The 16,475-nt window shown below is 72.1% G+C and carries 13 protein-coding genes; 2 read left to right on the plus strand and 11 right to left on the minus strand.

All coding sequences use genetic code 11. The annotated features are described in order from the left end of the window. Nucleotides 1-27 precede the first annotated feature (27 nt). The 8 genes from AC3ANS_RS14290 to AC3ANS_RS14325 form a co-directional block, all read right to left on the minus strand. A complete protein-coding gene (locus tag AC3ANS_RS14290) occupies nucleotides 28-564 on the minus strand; it encodes a TM2 domain-containing protein (protein WP_488292249.1) in 537 nt (178 codons plus the stop codon). A gap of 41 nt (nucleotides 565-605) precedes the next feature. Further along, entirely contained in the window at nucleotides 606-1,847 is a 1,242-nt protein-coding gene (hemW, locus tag AC3ANS_RS14295; RefSeq protein WP_488292250.1) for a radical SAM family heme chaperone HemW, read from the minus strand. A gap of 129 nt (nucleotides 1,848-1,976) precedes the next feature. Next, nucleotides 1,977-5,408, minus strand: coding sequence for an error-prone DNA polymerase (locus AC3ANS_RS14300; RefSeq protein WP_488292251.1), 3,432 nt, complete (start codon nucleotides 5,406-5,408; stop codon nucleotides 1,977-1,979). 95 nt (nucleotides 5,409-5,503) lie between these two features. Beyond that, complete coding sequence (locus AC3ANS_RS14305) at nucleotides 5,504-7,066, minus strand: DNA polymerase Y family protein (RefSeq protein ID WP_488296502.1); 1,563 nt, start codon at nucleotides 7,064-7,066, stop codon at nucleotides 5,504-5,506. An 11-nt stretch (nucleotides 7,067-7,077) separates the two neighbouring features. After that, nucleotides 7,078-7,773 carry a hypothetical protein gene (locus AC3ANS_RS14310; RefSeq protein WP_488292252.1) on the minus strand — a complete coding sequence of 232 codons (696 nt, stop codon included), beginning with the start codon at nucleotides 7,771-7,773 and terminating at the stop codon, nucleotides 7,078-7,080. 144 nt (nucleotides 7,774-7,917) lie between these two features. After that, nucleotides 7,918-9,756 carry an AMP-dependent synthetase/ligase gene (locus AC3ANS_RS14315; RefSeq protein ID WP_488292253.1) on the minus strand — a complete coding sequence of 613 codons (1,839 nt, stop codon included), beginning with the start codon at nucleotides 9,754-9,756 and terminating at the stop codon, nucleotides 7,918-7,920. A gap of 114 nt (nucleotides 9,757-9,870) precedes the next feature. Next, a complete protein-coding gene (locus AC3ANS_RS14320) occupies nucleotides 9,871-10,518 on the minus strand; it encodes an MOSC domain-containing protein (protein WP_488292254.1) in 648 nt (215 codons plus the stop codon). 25 nt (nucleotides 10,519-10,543) lie between these two features. Beyond that, nucleotides 10,544-11,464 carry an aminoglycoside phosphotransferase family protein gene (locus AC3ANS_RS14325; RefSeq protein ID WP_488292255.1) on the minus strand — a complete coding sequence of 307 codons (921 nt, stop codon included), beginning with the start codon at nucleotides 11,462-11,464 and terminating at the stop codon, nucleotides 10,544-10,546. 162 nt (nucleotides 11,465-11,626) lie between these two features. Here AC3ANS_RS14325 and AC3ANS_RS14330 point away from each other — a divergent pair, with 162 nt between their 5' ends. After that, nucleotides 11,627-11,968: a hypothetical protein gene (locus tag AC3ANS_RS14330; protein WP_488292256.1), complete on the plus strand. Its 342-nt coding sequence runs from the start codon at nucleotides 11,627-11,629 to the stop codon at nucleotides 11,966-11,968. Beyond that, nucleotides 11,965-12,261: a transcriptional regulator gene (locus AC3ANS_RS14335; RefSeq protein WP_488292257.1), complete on the plus strand. Its 297-nt coding sequence runs from the start codon at nucleotides 11,965-11,967 to the stop codon at nucleotides 12,259-12,261. Before AC3ANS_RS14330 ends, AC3ANS_RS14335 begins: the two co-directional genes overlap by 4 nt. On the opposite strand, the gene AC3ANS_RS14340 is transcribed toward AC3ANS_RS14335, so the two are convergent. From AC3ANS_RS14340 to AC3ANS_RS14350, 3 genes are read right to left on the minus strand one after another with little or no spacing between them, the layout of a single operon-like run. Further along, nucleotides 12,251-12,760 carry a hypothetical protein gene (locus AC3ANS_RS14340; RefSeq protein WP_488292258.1) on the minus strand — a complete coding sequence of 170 codons (510 nt, stop codon included), beginning with the start codon at nucleotides 12,758-12,760 and terminating at the stop codon, nucleotides 12,251-12,253. The genes AC3ANS_RS14335 and AC3ANS_RS14340 overlap by 11 nt on opposite strands. Further along, nucleotides 12,757-14,664: a translation elongation factor 4 gene (gene lepA, locus AC3ANS_RS14345; RefSeq protein WP_488292259.1), complete on the minus strand. Its 1,908-nt coding sequence runs from the start codon at nucleotides 14,662-14,664 to the stop codon at nucleotides 12,757-12,759. The genes AC3ANS_RS14340 and lepA overlap by 4 nt, the downstream gene beginning before the upstream one ends. A gap of 25 nt (nucleotides 14,665-14,689) precedes the next feature. After that, nucleotides 14,690-16,414 carry a thiamine pyrophosphate-dependent enzyme gene (locus AC3ANS_RS14350; protein ID WP_488292260.1) on the minus strand — a complete coding sequence of 575 codons (1,725 nt, stop codon included), beginning with the start codon at nucleotides 16,412-16,414 and terminating at the stop codon, nucleotides 14,690-14,692. Between the last annotated feature and the right edge of the window lie 61 nt (nucleotides 16,415-16,475).

Below are 16,475 nucleotides of genomic sequence, written 5' to 3' on the forward strand. Positions count from 1 at the left end.
CCAGTCGTGGCCCGGATCATCGGGCCGTCAACTGCGCAGCGGCCTGCCCTGGGCGTCGACGCTGTCGGTGGCCAGGATGATGATGCCGTCGATGAACGGCCACAGGCCGCCGATGCCGCAGGTGAAGATCGTGACGAGCAGCTGCCAGACGCCGGTCTTGGTGTCACCGATGTAGAACCGGCCGATGCCCAGCGGGATCAGGATCTGCAGCAGGCCGGCGACCAGCTTGGACTTGTCCGAGTAGGGGATGCCGGTGGCCGGGTGCACGCCGTACGGCGCGCCCGGGCTGGCGCCGTAGGCGACGCCCGCGGCCGGGGGCGGCGGGTAGCCGCTGGGCTGGGCGTACGGCTGCCCGTAGGGCGGCGGCGTGGGCTGCCCGTAGGGCGGCGGCGCGGGCTGCCCGTAGGGCGGGGGCGTGGGCTGCCCGTAGGGCGGGGGCGTCTCGCCGAAGGGCGGCGGGGGCGTCTGGCCGGACGGGGGCGGTTCGGGCGCGCCGTAGGGCGGCGGGGTCGACTGTCCCTCGGGCTGCTGGGACGGATCGGGGTGTTCAGGGCCAGTACTCATGCTCGCCACCCTAGGACCCGGTCGACCTCCGGCGCCGGACATCAGGGCAGGAGATCGCGCACCACCGCGTCGGCCAGCAGCCGGCCACGCCGGGTCGGCACGAGCCGATCCTCCTCGAGGGTGATCAGACCCTGCTCGACGAGGCCGGGGACCGCTGCGCGACCGGTGGCGTCCAGCACCGCGGTCGGCAGGCCCTCGCGCAGCCGCAGCTCGAGCAGCACCCGCTCCACCCGGCGGCTCTCGTCGTCGAGCACCTCGCGTGCGTGTCCCGGGCTGACCCCGGCGGCGATGCGGTCGGCGTACGCCGCGGGGTGCTTGACGTTCCACCAGCGCACCCCACCGACGTGGGAGTGGGCGCCGGGGCCGACCCCCCACCAGTCGCCGCCGGTCCAGTAGAGCATGTTGTGCCGGCACCGGCTGGCTGTGTTGTCGTCCAGGCCACGCGCCCAGTTGGAGACCTCGTACCACCCCAGCCCGGCCGCCGCGAGCCGCTCGTCGACCAGCAGGTACTTGTCGGCGAGGTCGTCCTCGTCGGGCATCGGCAGCTCGCCGCGACGGACCTGCCGGGCCAGGGCGGTGCCGTCCTCGACGATCAGGGAGTACGCCGAGACGTGGTCGGGCGCGCAGGCGAGCGCGGCCTCGACGCTGGTCTCCCAGTCGGCGATGGACTCCCCCGGGGTGCCGTAGATCAGGTCGAGGCTGACCTGCTGGAAGCCGGCCTGACGGGCCCAGCCGACGACCGCCGGCACCCGCAGCGGGTCGTGGGTGCGGTCGAGCACCCGCAGCACGTGGTCGACGGCGGACTGCATGCCGAAGGAGATGCGGTTGAACCCGACCGAGCGCAGCTCCTCGAGGTCCCAGAGCGCGACGCTGTCGGGGTTGGCCTCGGTCGTCACCTCGGCGTCGTCGGCCAGCCCGAACTCCGCACCGATCGCGGCGACCACCGACCCGAGGTCAGCGGCGCTGAGCAGGGTGGGCGTCCCGCCTCCGAAGAACACCGTGTCCACCGGCAGGTCGACGTCGCCCAGCACCCGGCGGGCGCGGCGCACCTCGGCGATCGCGGCCTCGGCGTACGTCGCCCGGCTCGCGCCGGGAGCCCCGCCGGCCGGACCGAGCTCCTCGGCGGTGTAGGTGTTGAAGTCGCAGTAGCCGCAGCGCACCCTGCAGAACGGCACGTGCACGTAGAACCCGAACCCGCGCTCCCCCACGTGCTCCAACGCCCCGCTCGGCAGCGACCCGTCCTCGGGCACCGGATCACCAGCGGGCAGCACAGACGGGGGCACCGCCTCATCCTCCCACCCGGGCGGATGCGGCCTCTCAGCTCACTGGGGACACGCTCCGTCGCGACCTCGCAGGCTCGGTCGCGGTCGCTGCTCGACCACCGACGATTGAGTCCGCTGACGCGTCCTCGATCAGTGGAAGTCGCGGGAGCGGTGGCGGGCGCGGAGGGCCTGTCCGGCCTCGGGGTAGACGTCCTCGACGGGGGCGAGCCGGTCGGCGACCAGGTTGGTGACGCCGTCCTGGCGCTCGAGGATGCCGCGGATGATCATGCCGGCGGCGCTGGCCGCGGTGGCGCGGTAGCGCCGCCAGACCCCGACCGTGCACACCACGTTGAGCATCCCGGTCTCGTCCTCGAGGTTGAGGAACGTGACGCCGCCGGCGGTGCCCGGCCGCTGACGGTGGGTGACCAGCCCGGCGACGTGCACCCGCCGGTTGGGCTCCGACGTGGCGCAGTCGGCGACCGACCTGATGCCGGCCCCACGCAGCAGGTCGCGCAGGTGCGCGAACGGGTGGGCCGCCGGGGTGATGCCGGTGGCCCACAGGTCGGCCATCGTGACCTCGACGTCCTCCATCTCGGGCAGCATCGGCGCTGGCCCGGCGACCCGGAGGCCCTCGAGGTGCTCCTCACCCTCGGTCCACCCGGCGTTCCACAGCGCCTGGCGCCGCGACAGGTGGCCCTCGGGGAACGCCGACTCGAACACCCCGCCGGTCGCCAGCGCCTCGAGCTGCCGGGCGTCGAGGCCGGCCCGGCGCGAGAGGTCGACCTGGTCGGCGAACGGCCGCTCGGCACGCGCGGCGACGATGCGTTCGGCGACCACGGTGCTGATGCCGCGGACCGCATCCAGCCCGAGGCGTACGGCGTAGCGCGCGTCACGCCGGTGCGCCGGGGTCGGATCGGGGGTGCCCTCGACCCACTCGACCCGGTCGGGATGGTCGGCCAGGCACCCGGTCAGCCCCACCGCGCCGGACTCGGACCCCAGCGGCTCGAGGTCGGCGGTCGCCGCGGAGAGCCGGAGATCGGGGCGCAGCACCTCCACCCCGTGCCGGCGGGCGTCGTGCACCAGCGACTGCGGGGAGTAGAACCCCATCGGCTGGGCCCGCAGCAGGGCGGCGAGGAACGCCCCGGGGTAGTGCAGCTTGCACCAGGAGCTGGCGTAGACGAGCTTGGCGAAGGACAGCGCGTGGCTCTCGGCGAACCCGAAGTTCGCGAACGACAGGATCTTCAGGTAGATCGCGTCGGCCTCCTCGCCGACCAGACCCTTGGCGGCCATGCCGGCGTACAGCTTGTCCTTGATGCTCTCGATGCGCTCGATGCCACGCTTGGAACCCATCGCCCGGCGCAGCAGGTCGGCCTCGTCGCGGGTGCAGTCGCCGAGCACCCGCGCCATGTCCATCAGCTGCTCCTGGAACAGCGGCACGCCCTTGGTGCGCTCGAGCACCGGCACCAGCGACGGGTGGGCGTAGTCGACCTCCTCCCGCCCGGTGGCCCGGCGGATGTAGGGGTGCACCGCACCGCCCTGGATCGGGCCGGGCCGGATCAGCGCGATCTCGATCGCGAGGTCGTAGAACTCCCGGGGCCGCAGCCGCGGCAACGTGCCGATCTGGGCGCGGCTCTCGACCTGGAACACCCCGACCGAGTCGGCCCGGCAGAGCATGTCGTAGACCGCCGGCTCCTCCTTGGGGATCGTGCTCAGCTCCCAGTGCTCGCCGAGGTGCTCCTCGACGATCCGCATCATGTGGTCGAGCGCACTGAGCATCCCCAGCCCGAGCAGGTCGAACTTCACCAGCCCCATGAACTCGCAGCCGTCCTTGTCCCACTGCAAGACGGTGCGCTTGTCCATGCGCGCCCGCTCGATCGGCACCACCTCGCCGATCGGCCGCTCGGTGAGCACCATCCCACCGGAGTGGATGCCGAGGTGGCGCGGTGCGCCGAGGAGGCCGTTGGCGAGCTCGACGACGGCAGCCGGTACGTCGTGCTCGCCGCCGTCCCGCGAGGCCACGGTCGTCCACGAGGTGACCTGCTTGGACCACGCGTCCTGCTGGCCCGGCGAGTGGCCCAGCGCCTTGGCTGCGTCGCGGACCGCCATCTTGGGGCGGTAGCCGACGACGTTGGCCACCTGCGCGGCATTGTGGCGCCCGTAGCGCTCGTAGACCCACTGGATCACCTCCTCGCGTCGATCGGAGTCGAAGTCGACGTCGATGTCGGGCTCCTCGTCACGGTGCTGGGAGATGAACCGCTCGAACGGCAGCCGGTAGAAGACGGGGTCGATCGCGGTGATGCCGAGCGCGTAGCAGACCGCCGAGCTCGCCGCCGAGCCTCGGCCCTGGCAGAGGATCCCCTGCGAGCGCGCGAACGCCACGATGTCGTGGACGATCACGAAGTAGCCGGCGAAGTCCTTCTCCTCGATGACCTTCAGCTCGTGCTCGACGGTCTGGCGCGCCTGCACCTCGAGCGGACCGCCGGCGTAGCGCAGCGCGAACCCCTCCTCGGTCAGCTCGCGCAGCCAGCTCGACGGCGTGTGGCCGGCCGGGATGCCGTCCTTGGGCAGCCGCGGAGTGGCCTTCTGCAGGTCGAAGGCGATCTCGTCGGCGATCGCCACGCTGCGCGCCACGGCACCGGGGTAGCGCGCGAACCGGCGCGCCATCTCCTCGCCCGACCGCAGGCAGGCCATCCCGGACGCCGGCAGCCAGCCGTCCATCTCGGCCAGGCTGCGCCGGGCCCGCACCGCGGCCATCGCGTCGGCGATGCGGTGCTGCTCGGGCCGGGCGTGGTGGACGTTGTTGGTCGCGACCACCGGCAGCCCGTGGTCGGCGGCCAGCCGGGCGAGCAGGTCGTTGTGGGTCGAGTCGGTGGGGAACCCGTGGTCGGTCAGCTCGACCACGACGTTCTCGTGGCCGAACAGCGCGGTCAGCCGGTCCAGCTCAGCGGCGGCGTACGACGGACCACCCCCCGATCCGGCACGCGCGAGTGCCTGCCGCACGATCCCCTTGCGGCAGCCGGTGAGCACCAGCCAGTGCCCGCGCCCTCTCTCGGCCAGCTCGTCCAGGTCGTAGACCGGCCGGCCCTTCTCGTCGCCCCGCAGCTGGGCATCGGTGATCGCGGCGGCCAGCCGGTGGTAGCCCTCCACCCCGCGGGCCAGCACCAGCAGGTGGCTGCCCTCGGGGTCGGCGATGCCGTTCTGCGGCTTGGTGAGCCCCAGGGAGAGCTCGGCGCCGTAGATCGTCTGCAGACCCGCGCTCGCGTGCAGCTGGGCGGTCTCGGCGAACAGGGGCGCCCCGTAGAACCCGTCGTGGTCGGTGATCGCGAGCCCGTGCAGGCCGAGCCGGATCGCCTCGAGCACCAGGTGGTCGGGGCCGCTGGCGCCGTCGAGGAAGCTGAAGTTGGAGTGCGCGTGCAGCTCGGCGTACGGCGTCACCGGGCCGTCGGGGCGCTCCACGTCGACCCGGGTGCGCTTGCGCTTGCGCGTCGAGATCGGCGCCTCGGGGTCCTGAGGCGTGTTGACCCGCCCGGAGAGCCGCTTCTCCAGCTCGCCCCAGGAGATCGGGGGGTTGCTCCAGCCCATCTACATCACCGGTCTCGACACGCCGGTCGCGGCTTCGTTCCTCAGCCGCGCGGCTCGCTCGACCACCATCAGCGGGTCCGCTGGCGCGTCCCCGCTCACTCGTACACCGCCTCGGTCCACCACACGCCCTCGTCGCACGTCATCAGCCACGCGCGGCCGTCGACGCCGACGACCTGGAAGCGGGCCACCAAGCGCGGTCCTGACGCCTCCCACCACAGCTCCTCGACCGGCCACGGGCCGGCCCACGCGGCGACCGGCTGCCAGCCGCCGGTGGGCTCGGCGCGGAACCGTTCCGGCGCGCAGGTGACCGCGCCCCGGTCGTCCACGGCGACCGGGCGCCCGGCGGGCCCGACCACCTCCGCGGCCCATGGGTCCGCCAGCACCCGCGACGGCGCGGGCGGGGGGATGCTGCCCGGCCACGGCGGCCCGCCATCGACCGACCGGGGTCGCAGCCCACTGGGCCGCTCCCCCCACGTCACGAACGCCTGCCGCGCGGCGGGGCTGCGACCACCCTGCAGCACGGGGCGTACGACGGCCTCGTGACCGAGCATCCCCTGCACCCGGGCGATGCCGCGCTCGACCCGCTCCTCGGTGCCGCCCCACAACCCGTCGGCGTGCACGGCCTCGGGCACCACGGTCACCGGCTCGAAGACCACCCGGTCGACCGGGGCGCGCACCGCTCCGGTGCGCCCGGGGGTCGGTCCGCTCGCGCCCTGGAGCTGCCAGAGCAGCCGGTCGACGAGGTCGACGGCGCTGAACCACCGCGGGTGCAGCCAGACCCGCGAGCAGGCGATCACATCGCTCTCGCCCTCGGCCCGGGCCTCGATGCGGACCTCGGTGCACACCAGGCGCTGCCGGGCGAGACCGGCGACGAACCGGTCGGCCGTACGCCGGGCGCTGAAGCTGATCGTCTCGGCGGAGTCGAGCGGCGGCTCGAAGTCGACGTGGCAGGCCAGCTCGGGCGGCGGGGTGCGGGTCGCGAGCAGCACCGCACCGTCGCCGCCCACCACCCGGTGCACCCAGGCCACCTGCGGACCGAACCGGTCGCGTACGTCGCTCGCACGCAGGTCGGCCACGTCCGCCAGCGTGCGGAGCCCGAGCCGGCGCATCAGACTCACCGCCTCGCGGCCGTCGGGGAGGTCCTCGATCGCCTCGACGGGCAGCCCGCGCAGGAACGGCACCGATGCGCCGGGGTCGATCACGTGCGCGTCCTGGGGCGCGGCCCGGCGGGCGGCCTGCTCGGCGGTGAACAGCTCGTCGGCGACCCCGACCCGGCAGTCCCACACCCCGAGGCCGACCAGGCGCTCCGCGACCAGCGCCGCGGCCGCCGGCTCACCGCCGTAGAACCGGCCGGGTGCCCGCAGCGCCAGCAGCCCCGGCCGCAGCGGCGCCACCCCCGGCCGCAGCTCCTCGACCGCGGCCAGCACCGGCTCGAACGCCCGGGCGTCGCGGTCGGGCACCGCGGCGTACACCTTGAGCTCGGGGCAGCGCGACTGCGCGTCGCGGCGGCGCATGCCGCGGCGTACGCCGAACCTCCGGGCGCCGTCGTTGCACGCCTGCACGATGTTCGCGCTGAACACCGCCGCCGGGAGGTGCGTGGGGAGGCCCTCGTCGGCCAGCGCGGCGACCACCGGCCAGTCGGGGCACCAGACCACCATCACTCTCACGGTCAGCTCGCCACCTCGACCCCCGCGGCCGGGGTGATGCTCTCCAGCCGGCGGTAGGTCTGGTCCTCGGCGGGGAACCACAGCGCCCCGCGGCGTGGCGGCGCCGACCCGCGCTGCGCCTCGACCAGCAGTCGGCGCGAGCGCAGGTGTCCCTCGCCCTGCCCGGCCCCGGACCAGGCGGGCGATCGCGTGGTCAGGCGCACCTCGCAGCGCGGCCAGTCACCCGGGGTCGCTTCCTGGGCGACCAGCGCGGCGGAGCGCTTGCGCAGCCGGGCGCCGAGCCGCTCGGCGACCCGCTCGGTGACCCGGCCGGACGGACGGACCACCACGAGCGTGACGACGTCGATCAGCGCAGCGGTGACCTCCAGCCACTGGTCGCCGGGATCGGGCACCAGCACGGTGCGGTCGAGGTCGACACCGAGTGCGTACGCCGCCTCCGCGCCGAAGTCGCTCACCCCCACGACCGCGCACCAGCTGCCCGTCCGCGACGGGCCGGCCATCAGCGCGAGCGCCAGGCTCGCGCTGTCGACGGCGTAGCTGCTCCCCGCCCGCAGCTGGACCAGCCCGGCCAGCGCCGGGTGGGTCTCCAGGGCCAGCTGGGGCACCCCGTCGTGCATGCGCGCCATCCGGCTGCGCAGCTGCGCGATCGTGTCAGCAGCGGTGTCCGCGGTGCCGCCGGTGCTGGTCGAGGTGCCCACACCCCATCATCGAACATGTGTTCGAGTGAGTCAATCGGGGGTGGCCCGGCGGTTGAGGTGCGAGCGAAGCGAGCCTCGAAACCACCTCAACCGACGATGGTTTCGAGGCTCAGGCGCTAGCGCGCCTTCGCACCTCAACCAACGTCAGCCCGCGTACAGCGAGTCGATCAGCTCCTGGTTGTTCTTCTCCACGATGTTGCGCTTGACCTTCATCGAGGGGGTCAGCTCACCCGACTCGATGGTCAGGTCATGGTCGAGCAGCCGCCACTTCTTGATGGTCTCCCACCGGTTGAGGCGGGCGTTGAGCTGGTCGACGTACTCCCCCACCATCTTGTGCGCGGCGTCGGAGTTCACGATCTCGGTGTACGACGCGCCGACCATGCCGTTCTCCTCCGCCCAGCCGGCCATCGCGTCGGGGTCGAGGGTGATCAGCGCGACCACGTAGTTGCGCTCGTTGCCGAACACCAGGAACTGGCTGGCGTAGGGGCAGACCGCCTTGAACTTCGACTCGATCGCGGACGGCGCGACGTACTTGCCGCCGGAGGTCTTGAAGAGGTCCTTGATCCGGCCGGTGATCGTGAGGAAGCCGTCGGCGTCGAGGCTGCCCTTGTCGCCGGTGTGCAGCCAGCCGTCGTCGGTCAGCGTCTTCGCCGTCTCCTCGGGGAGGTTGTGGTAGCCGGCCATGATGTGCGGGCCGCGGAGCATGACCTCGTCGTTCTCGCCGATCTTGACCTCGCTGCCGGGCAGCGCGGGCCCGACGGTGCCGATCTTGTAGCTGGCCGGGTGGTTGACCGTCGCGCCGGCGGCGTTCTCGGTCATGCCGTAGCCCTCGAGGATGAGGATGCCGGCGGCGTGGAAGAACGCCGCGATCTCGGCGTTGAGCGCGGCGGAGCCGGAGATGAAGAAGCGCACTCGGCCACCGAAGCGCTCGCGGACCTTGCTGAACACCAGCTTGTCGAACAGGCCGTGCTGGAGGTTCAGCAGGAACGGCACCGACTTGCCCTCGAGCTTGTGCTGGTCGACCTTGATGCCGACCTCGAAGGCCTTGTTGAAGATCTTCTCCTTGGCACCGCCCTCGGCGGCCTGCATGGTGACGATCCGGCTGTGCGCCTTCTCGAAGATCCGCGGAGCCGCGCCCATGAAGGTCGGCTTCACGGTCGCGCAGTTGTCGACGATCTTCTCGACCCGCCCGTCGATCGCGGTCGCGAACCCGCAGGCGAGCTGGGCAGAGAGCAGGACCTTGCCGAACGAGTGCGCCATCGGCAGCCACAGGAACTGCAGGTCGTCCTCGTGGAGGATGTCCTGCACCTGGATCGCAGTCCCCTCGTAGACCCACGCCTGGTGCAGCAGCCGCACGCCCTTGGGCCGCCCGGTGGTGCCGGAGGTGTAGATCAGCGTCGCGAGCTGGTCGGGCGCGATCGCCCGCACGGTCTCCTCGACGATGCCCGGGTGCTCGCCCAGGTAGCCCTCGCCGAGCTTCGCCAGGTCGTCGAGCCCGATGATCCAGTCACCGTCGGCCGTGCCGTCGAAGGTGACGATCTTGTCCAGGTGCGGCAGCTCGTTGCGGTGCTCCTTGAGCTTGGCGATCTGCTCGTCGTCCTCGGCGAACACGACGCGGCACTCGGAGTCGCTGAGGATGTACGCCGTGTCCTCGGCGTTGGTCGACGGGTAGACCGTCGTCGTGGCGCCTCCGGCGCACATGATCGCCAGGTCGGCGAGGATCCACTCGTAGCGCGTCCCGGCCGCGATGCCGACCCGCTGCTCGGACTGGATGCCCAGCGCGAGCAGCCCCGCCGCGAGCTTCTCGACCAGGTCGCCGGCCTGTCGCCAGGTGACCGACTCCCAGGCCTCGCCGCGCGGGTAGCGGAACGCCTCACGTTCGGCGGAGGCGGCGACGCGGTCGAGGAACTGCAGGGCGAAGTTCTGGGTGAGGCTGTCGACGAAGCCGGGGTCGTAGTTGGGCGCACTGGCCTGGGCGGTCATGGACACTCCTGCGGTACGGCCGAGGGGACGGGTTGCGGAGTAACCTAGATCACTTGTCGAACTGGCGGGTAGCAAACCCCCCTCCGTGGACGCCGCAGCCGCCTGCGCGGCGCCTCAGACCCGGGCGGCCAGGTACCTCTCGGCGGTCCGGCGGGCCTCCTCGACGAGGCCCTCGACCCGCAGCAGCTCGGGGAGCAGCCCGGCCTCGGTGGTGAGCGCGCGGTACATCGTCGAGACCGTCACCCCGTGGCCGGGCCGGTGGACGACGTCGATCTCGTCGGCGGCGCCGATCTCGCCCTCGGAGAGCACCCGCAGGTAGGCGCCGGGGCGGCCGACCGCCCCGAACCGCTTCACCCACGTCCGGTTGTCGTACCCGCCCAGACCCATCCAGTTCTTGAAGTCGTTGCACGGGATGCGCACGCTCGCGACCTCGAACTCCGCTGTGCCGACCCGCCAGCGCTCGCCGACCTCGGCCTCGTTGACGTCGATCCCGCAGGTGGTGAGGTTCTCGGCGAACATGCCGTCGCGGATCTCCTGCCCCAGCTCGCGGGCCCACCAGTCCAGGTCCTCGCGAGCGAAGACGTAGACCGCCTGGTCCACGCCGCCGTGGTTCTCGACGTCGCCGACCTGGTCACCCTCGAGGCCCAACGTGCGTACGGCGACCCGGCCGGCGACCGGCCGCTTGTCCATGCCGGAGTGCCCGAGGTTGGCGTACGGCGCGGCCCGGTCGAGACCGACGTTCACGGAGTGGAGGATCGCCACGTCGTCATGATCGCAGGCGGCTCGCTCAACCCTGTACCGATTTCGCGATCGTGACGCACTGGGTCAGGTAGTCGGCCGTCGGGACGATCCGGCGTACCTCCGGCGGGTCCTGCAGACGCCACAGCGCGTTGCAGAGCATCCGGAACACCACCCAGTCACGCGCCCGGTCCTCGTCGAGCCCCGCGACATCGACGAGCGTGTGGAAGCGCAGCCGGACGCCGTCGCGCACGCTGCGCGAGGCCTCCAGCAGCTCGGGCCAGCGGTTCCACAGCATCGGCGCGACCTCGTAGTGCGGGTCACCGCTGAGCGGCTTGGGGTCGATCGCCAGCCACGGCTCGCGATCGGCGGCCAGGATGTTGGCGTAGTGCAGGTCGGTGTGCACGAGGCGCCCGTCCGTGGCCTCGTCGGCCGCGAACGTGCGACCGAGGGCGACCGCCTGCTCGACCATCCGCCGCGGCACCGGCGCGTCCCGCGGCAGCGCCGCGAGCTCGTCGCTCCAGCGGGCGACGCATGAGGACAGGGTCACCAGCTGGGGCGGGGCCGGGACGTGCAGGCGCTCGTACAGCCCGCCCACCACCTCGCAGGCCTCCACGTCCCACAGGTCGCCCAGGTCCTCGGGGTGCAACCGCTCGAGCAGCAGCGCGAAGCGGTGCGGGTCGGCGCGCAGCAGCTCGACGGCGCCGTCGCCGTGCCAGCGCTGGAGCGCGACGTGCTCCAGCTCGGCCTCCCAGTGCGGCCACGACACCTTGAGGGCCGCCGGACGCCCGCCCGTGGTCCGCACGGGCAGCACCAGCGCACAGAACCCGTGCGTCGCCGCGCCGTCGGCGGTGAGCTGCCAGTCCTCGAGCAGGCCGCGCACCAGCCCCGGGAGGCGGTCGAGGAAGGCGACCCACTCCGGCCCGCGGGCGGCGTACGCCGAGAACGCCTCGGGGAGCGGGATCGTCACGCTCCCATCCCACCAGATCCGTGGTCGGCGATCACTTGCCGACCTGGAAAGTGTTGGATAACTTTCCAGCATGAAAGTGACGAGCTCCGCCAGGCCCTGCACGAGGCCCAGCGGGCCGAGGCAGCTCCGTGGACCTCGTACCGGCGCGCGCCGTGGTGGTTCGTGCTGGCGACGGGCGCCTGGGCCGGCCTGGCCGTGCTCATGCTCTCGTGGGACTTCCACTTCTACTGGCTCGCGTACCTGCTCTGGATCGTCGGCGACCGCTGGGCGCAGCGCCGACGGGGCGTCGTGCCGCGCGGCCTCTCGCCACGCGAGTACTGGCGCCCGGCCGCGATCTGGGCCGTCCTCATCCCCGCCATCGGGGGCATCGCGTTCCTCCTGTGGCGGCAGGTCGACCCTCGGGTCGCAGCGGCAGTCACCGCGGTGCTCGTGACCGTGTCCTACGCCTGGTACGACCGCGCCTATGCGCGTGCCGCGGAGCGCACGAGGGCCCGAGTCGGATGACGTCCTCGCCGCTGGACGGCCTCGACCCGAGGTTGACCGCGCCCAAGCGGCTGGCGGCGATGGCACTGCTGTCGCACGCCTACTCGGCCGACTTCGCGCTGCTGCGCGACCACCTCGGGGTCAGCGACTCCGACCTGTCCAAGCAGATGTCGGCGCTCATCTCCGCCGGCTACGTCACCTTCAACAAGTCCGGCATCGGCCGGGGCAGCTCCACGACGTACCAGGCAACACATGAGGGCCGGAAGGCCTACGCCCGGCACCGCGCGGCGCTCGAGGCGATCCTCAAGGACTGACGGCGCTGCGGATCCAGTGGTCCGGTGGCAGGTGCGGCTTGCCGGGAATCGGCTCCGTTGACTCGCTCCAGGCCTCGCCCCACAGCTCGCCCGCCACCCGCCGCCAGAAGGAGCCCGCGGCGTGGTTGTCGTGCTGGAAGGGGATCGCCCAGGCGCCGGGGTGCCGCCCCACGACCTCGCGGGCGAACCACCGGCCGAGGCCACCTCGCCGAGCGGCCGGGACCACGAAGAATGCCTGCATCGTGCAGGTCCCCGTGCCCACGCCGCGGACGGTCGCGAACGCCACCGGGGCGTCCTCGCCGGTGTTGGGGTGCGGCTGCCAGGCGAGGTAGCCGGCCCCGTCGGGGCGCGGGTGCTCGTCGAGCCACGCGTGCTGGTAGCGGCCGTCGGCGTACGGGAAGCCACCCACGACCGTCCCGAGGTCGTGCCGGAAGTCCTGCCAGAGCCAGGCGACGATCCCCCACTGATCATCGGCGACCGGCCGCACGACCGGCGTCACTTCTTGGACTTCTCCCCCGTGGGCGCGTTGGAGAGCGCGGCGATGAACGCCTCCGGCGGCACCTCGACGGTGCCGATGTTCTTCATCCGCTTCTTGCCGGCCTTCTGCTTCTCCAGCAGCTTGCGCTTGCGGCTGATGTCGCCGCCGTAGCACTTGGCGAGCACGTCCTTGCGGATCGCCCGGATGTTCTCGCGCGCGATCACCCGGGCGCCGATGGCGGCCTGGATCGGCACCTCGAACTGCTGCCGCGGGATCAGCTCCTTGAGCTTGCCGGCCATCATCACGCCGTAGGAGTACGCCGCCTCACGGTGCACGATCGCCGAGAACGCGTCGACCGGCTCGCCCTGGAGCAGGACGTCGACCTTGACCAGGTCGGCGGCCTGCTCACCGGAGCGTTCGTAGTCGAGCGAGGCGTAGCCCTTGGTGCGCGACTTGAGCTGGTCGAAGAAGTCGAAGACGATCTCGCCCATCGGCAGCGTGTAGCGCATCTCCACGCGGTCCTCGGAGAGGTAGTCCATGCCGCCGAGGGTGCCGCGCTTGGTCTGGCACAGCTCCATGATCGTGCCGATGTAGTCGCTGGGGCTCAGGATCGTGGCGCGTACGACGGGCTCGCGGATCTCGGCGATCTTGCCGTCGGGGAACTCGCTGGGGTTGGTGACCTCTACCTCGGAGCCGTCCTCCATCTGGACGTGGTAGACCACGTTGGGCGCGGTGGAGATCAGGTCGAGACCGAACTCCCGCTCCAGACGGTCCCGGGTGATCTCCATGTGCAGCAGCCCGAGGAAGCCGCAGCGGAAGCCGAAGCCCAGCGCGCCGGAGGTCTCGGGCTCGTAGGTGAGCGCCGCGTCGTTGAGCTGGAGCTTCTCCAGCGCCTCGCGCAGATCGCCGAACTGGTCGCCGTCGATCGGGTAGAGACCGGCGTAGACCATCGGGTTGGGGTGCTTGTAGCCACCGAGCGCCTCGGTGGCGCCGTGGATCTGCGTGGTGACGGTGTCGCCGACCCGCGACTGGCGCACGTCCTTCACGCCGGTGATCAGGTAGCCGACCTCGCCGACGCCGAGCTCGCCCGCCTTGACCTGCTCGGGGCTGATCACGCCGACCTCGAGCATCTCGTGGGTGGCGCCGGTCGACATCATCTTGATGCGGTCGCGGTGGTTGAGCTTGCCGTCGACGACCCGGACGTAGGTGATGACGCCGCGGTAGGTGTCGTAGACGGAGTCGAAGATCAGCGCACGGGCCGGCTTGTCGGCGTCCCCGATCGGCGGCGGGGTCTGCTGGACGATCTCGTTGAGCAGGTCGGCCACACCGACACCTGTCTTGGCGCTGACGCGCAGCACGTCCTCGGGCTCGCAGCCGACCAGGCCGGCGAGCTCCGCGGCGTACTTCTCGGGGTTGGCGCCCGGCAGGTCGATCTTGTTGAGCACCGGGATGATGTGCAGGTCGGCGCCCATCGCCAGGTAGAGGTTGGCCAGCGTCTGCGCCTCGATGCCCTGCGCGGCGTCGACCAGCAGGACCGCGGCCTCACACGCCTCGAGGGAGCGCGACACCTCGTAGGTGAAGTCGACGTGGCCCGGGGTGTCGATCATGTTGAGCACGTACGTGCCCGGCTCGGCGCCCGCGGCGTTGTCGGCCGGGACCGTCCACGGCATCCGCACGGCCTGGCTCTTGATCGTGATGCCGCGCTCGCGCTCGATGTCCATCCGGTCGAGGTACTGCGCCCGGGCGCTGCGCTCGTCGACGACACCGGTCAGCTGCAGCATCCGGTCGGCCAGCGTCGACTTGCCGTGGTCGATGTGGGCGATGATGCAGAAGTTCCTGATGATCGCCGGATCGGTGTAGCCGGGAGGCGGGGCGGGGTTCGCGGACACGGGTGACTCTCGTCGAGCGGGCGGGGACGCCGCCATTGTTCCATTCGGAGCCCCGAATACCTCACTCCGCGCTCTCGAGGAACTCCTTGGTCTTGGCGATCGCGAACCCCCAGCCCTGCTCCAGCGTCGGCTTGGGCGGTACGGCGATCTCCGAGGGGTTGGTCAGCACGTCGAGCAGCACGGGTCCGGGATGGGCGAGCGCCTCGCGGACCGCGCCGTCGACCTCGTGCGGATCGCTCACCCGGATGCCGCGGATCCCGATCGCCTCGGCGACGCGTGCGAAGTCGGGGTTGTCCAGCGCGGTGCCGTAAGCCGGGAGCCCGACCTGCTCCATCTCCAGGCGCACCATCCCGAGGCTGCCGTTGTCGAAGACCACGAGCTTGACCGGCAGGTCGTGGGTGGCGGCGGTGATCAGGTCGCCGAGCAGCATCGAGACCCCGCCGTCGCCGCAGAACGCCACCACCTGACGGGAACGGTCGAGCGCCTGGGCGCCGAGCGCCTGGGGCATCGCGTTGGCCATCGACCCCAGGTTGTAGGAGCCGAGCAGCTGGCGGCCGCCGGACATCCGCACGAACCTGGCCAGCCACGTGGTCGCCATGCCGGTGTCGGAGGTGAACACCGCGTCGAGCGCCGCGTGCCGGTCCAGGGCGGCGGCGAGGACCTCCGGCCGCACCCGGTCGCCGGGGTTGTCGACCTTGCGCCGGAGCAGCCCCTTCGGCTTGCTCTCGTACCCGGGGTCGGTCAGGTGGGACTGACGCTCGCGCCACCCGTCGTACGACGAGCGCGCCTTCTCCAGCAGGGACCGGTCGGCCTTGGGCTCGACGAGTGGGAGCAGCGCGTCGAGCGCGAGACGGGCGTCGCCGACGACGGCATGGTCGACCGGGTGGCGACGCCCGATGTGCGAGCCGTCCGCGTCGACCTGCACCACGACCTTGCCGTCGGGGTAGAACGCCTTGTAGGGGAAGTCGGTGCCGAGCATCAACAGCAGGTCGCAGCCGTCGAACGCGACCGCGCTGGCGCGGTTGCCGAGCAGGCCGGACTGGCCGACCTCGAACGGGTTGTCGCCGTCGAACGCCTCCTTGCCCTTGAGCGTGACCACCATCGGCGCACCCAGCCGGTCGGCGAGCTCGAGCACCTGGGCCCGCGCCCCGCCGGCGCCGTGACCGACGAGCAGCGCCACCTGGCCGGCGTCGTTGATCGCCGCCGCGGCGGTGGCCACCGACTCCGGCGTCGGCGCGGCCGGCGGCTGGTCGGCGACGAACCGCGGGACGGCCGTGTGCTTGGGCAGGTCCAGGTCACCGACGTCGCCCGGGAGCGTGAGCACCGCGACCCCGCGCTGCTGGAGGGCGGCGTTGCCGGCCTGCTCGAGGAGCGCCGGGAACTGCTCGGCTGTGCTGACCGTCGCGCTGAACACCGCGACGTCGGCGAACAGCACGTCGTTGTCGACCTCCTGGAAGAAGTCGGTCCCGATCTCCTCGCGGGGCACCTGCCCGCAGATCGCCAGCACGGGCGCGTGCGACTTCTTGGCGTCGTAGAGGCCGTTGAGCAGGTGGATGGCGCCGGGCCCCACGGTGCCCATGCACACCCCCAACCGCCCGGTCAGCTGAGCCTGCGCGCCGGCCGCGAACGCTCCGGCCTCCTCGTGACGCACCCCCACCCAGTCGACCCGCTCCTCGCGGCGGATCGCGTCGGTGACGGGGTTCAACGCGTCGCCCACCACGCCCCAGACCTGGGTGACGCCGTGGTCGGCGAGGGAGGTGACGAGCAGCTCAGCGACAGTGGCCATGGCCCGCCAGTACCCGGGGAGGCGCCGGTCTATCGGTTCGCGACCGGCCGCCCCCGTGGTC

The organism is Nocardia sp. 149-1B, assembly GCF_057747975.1.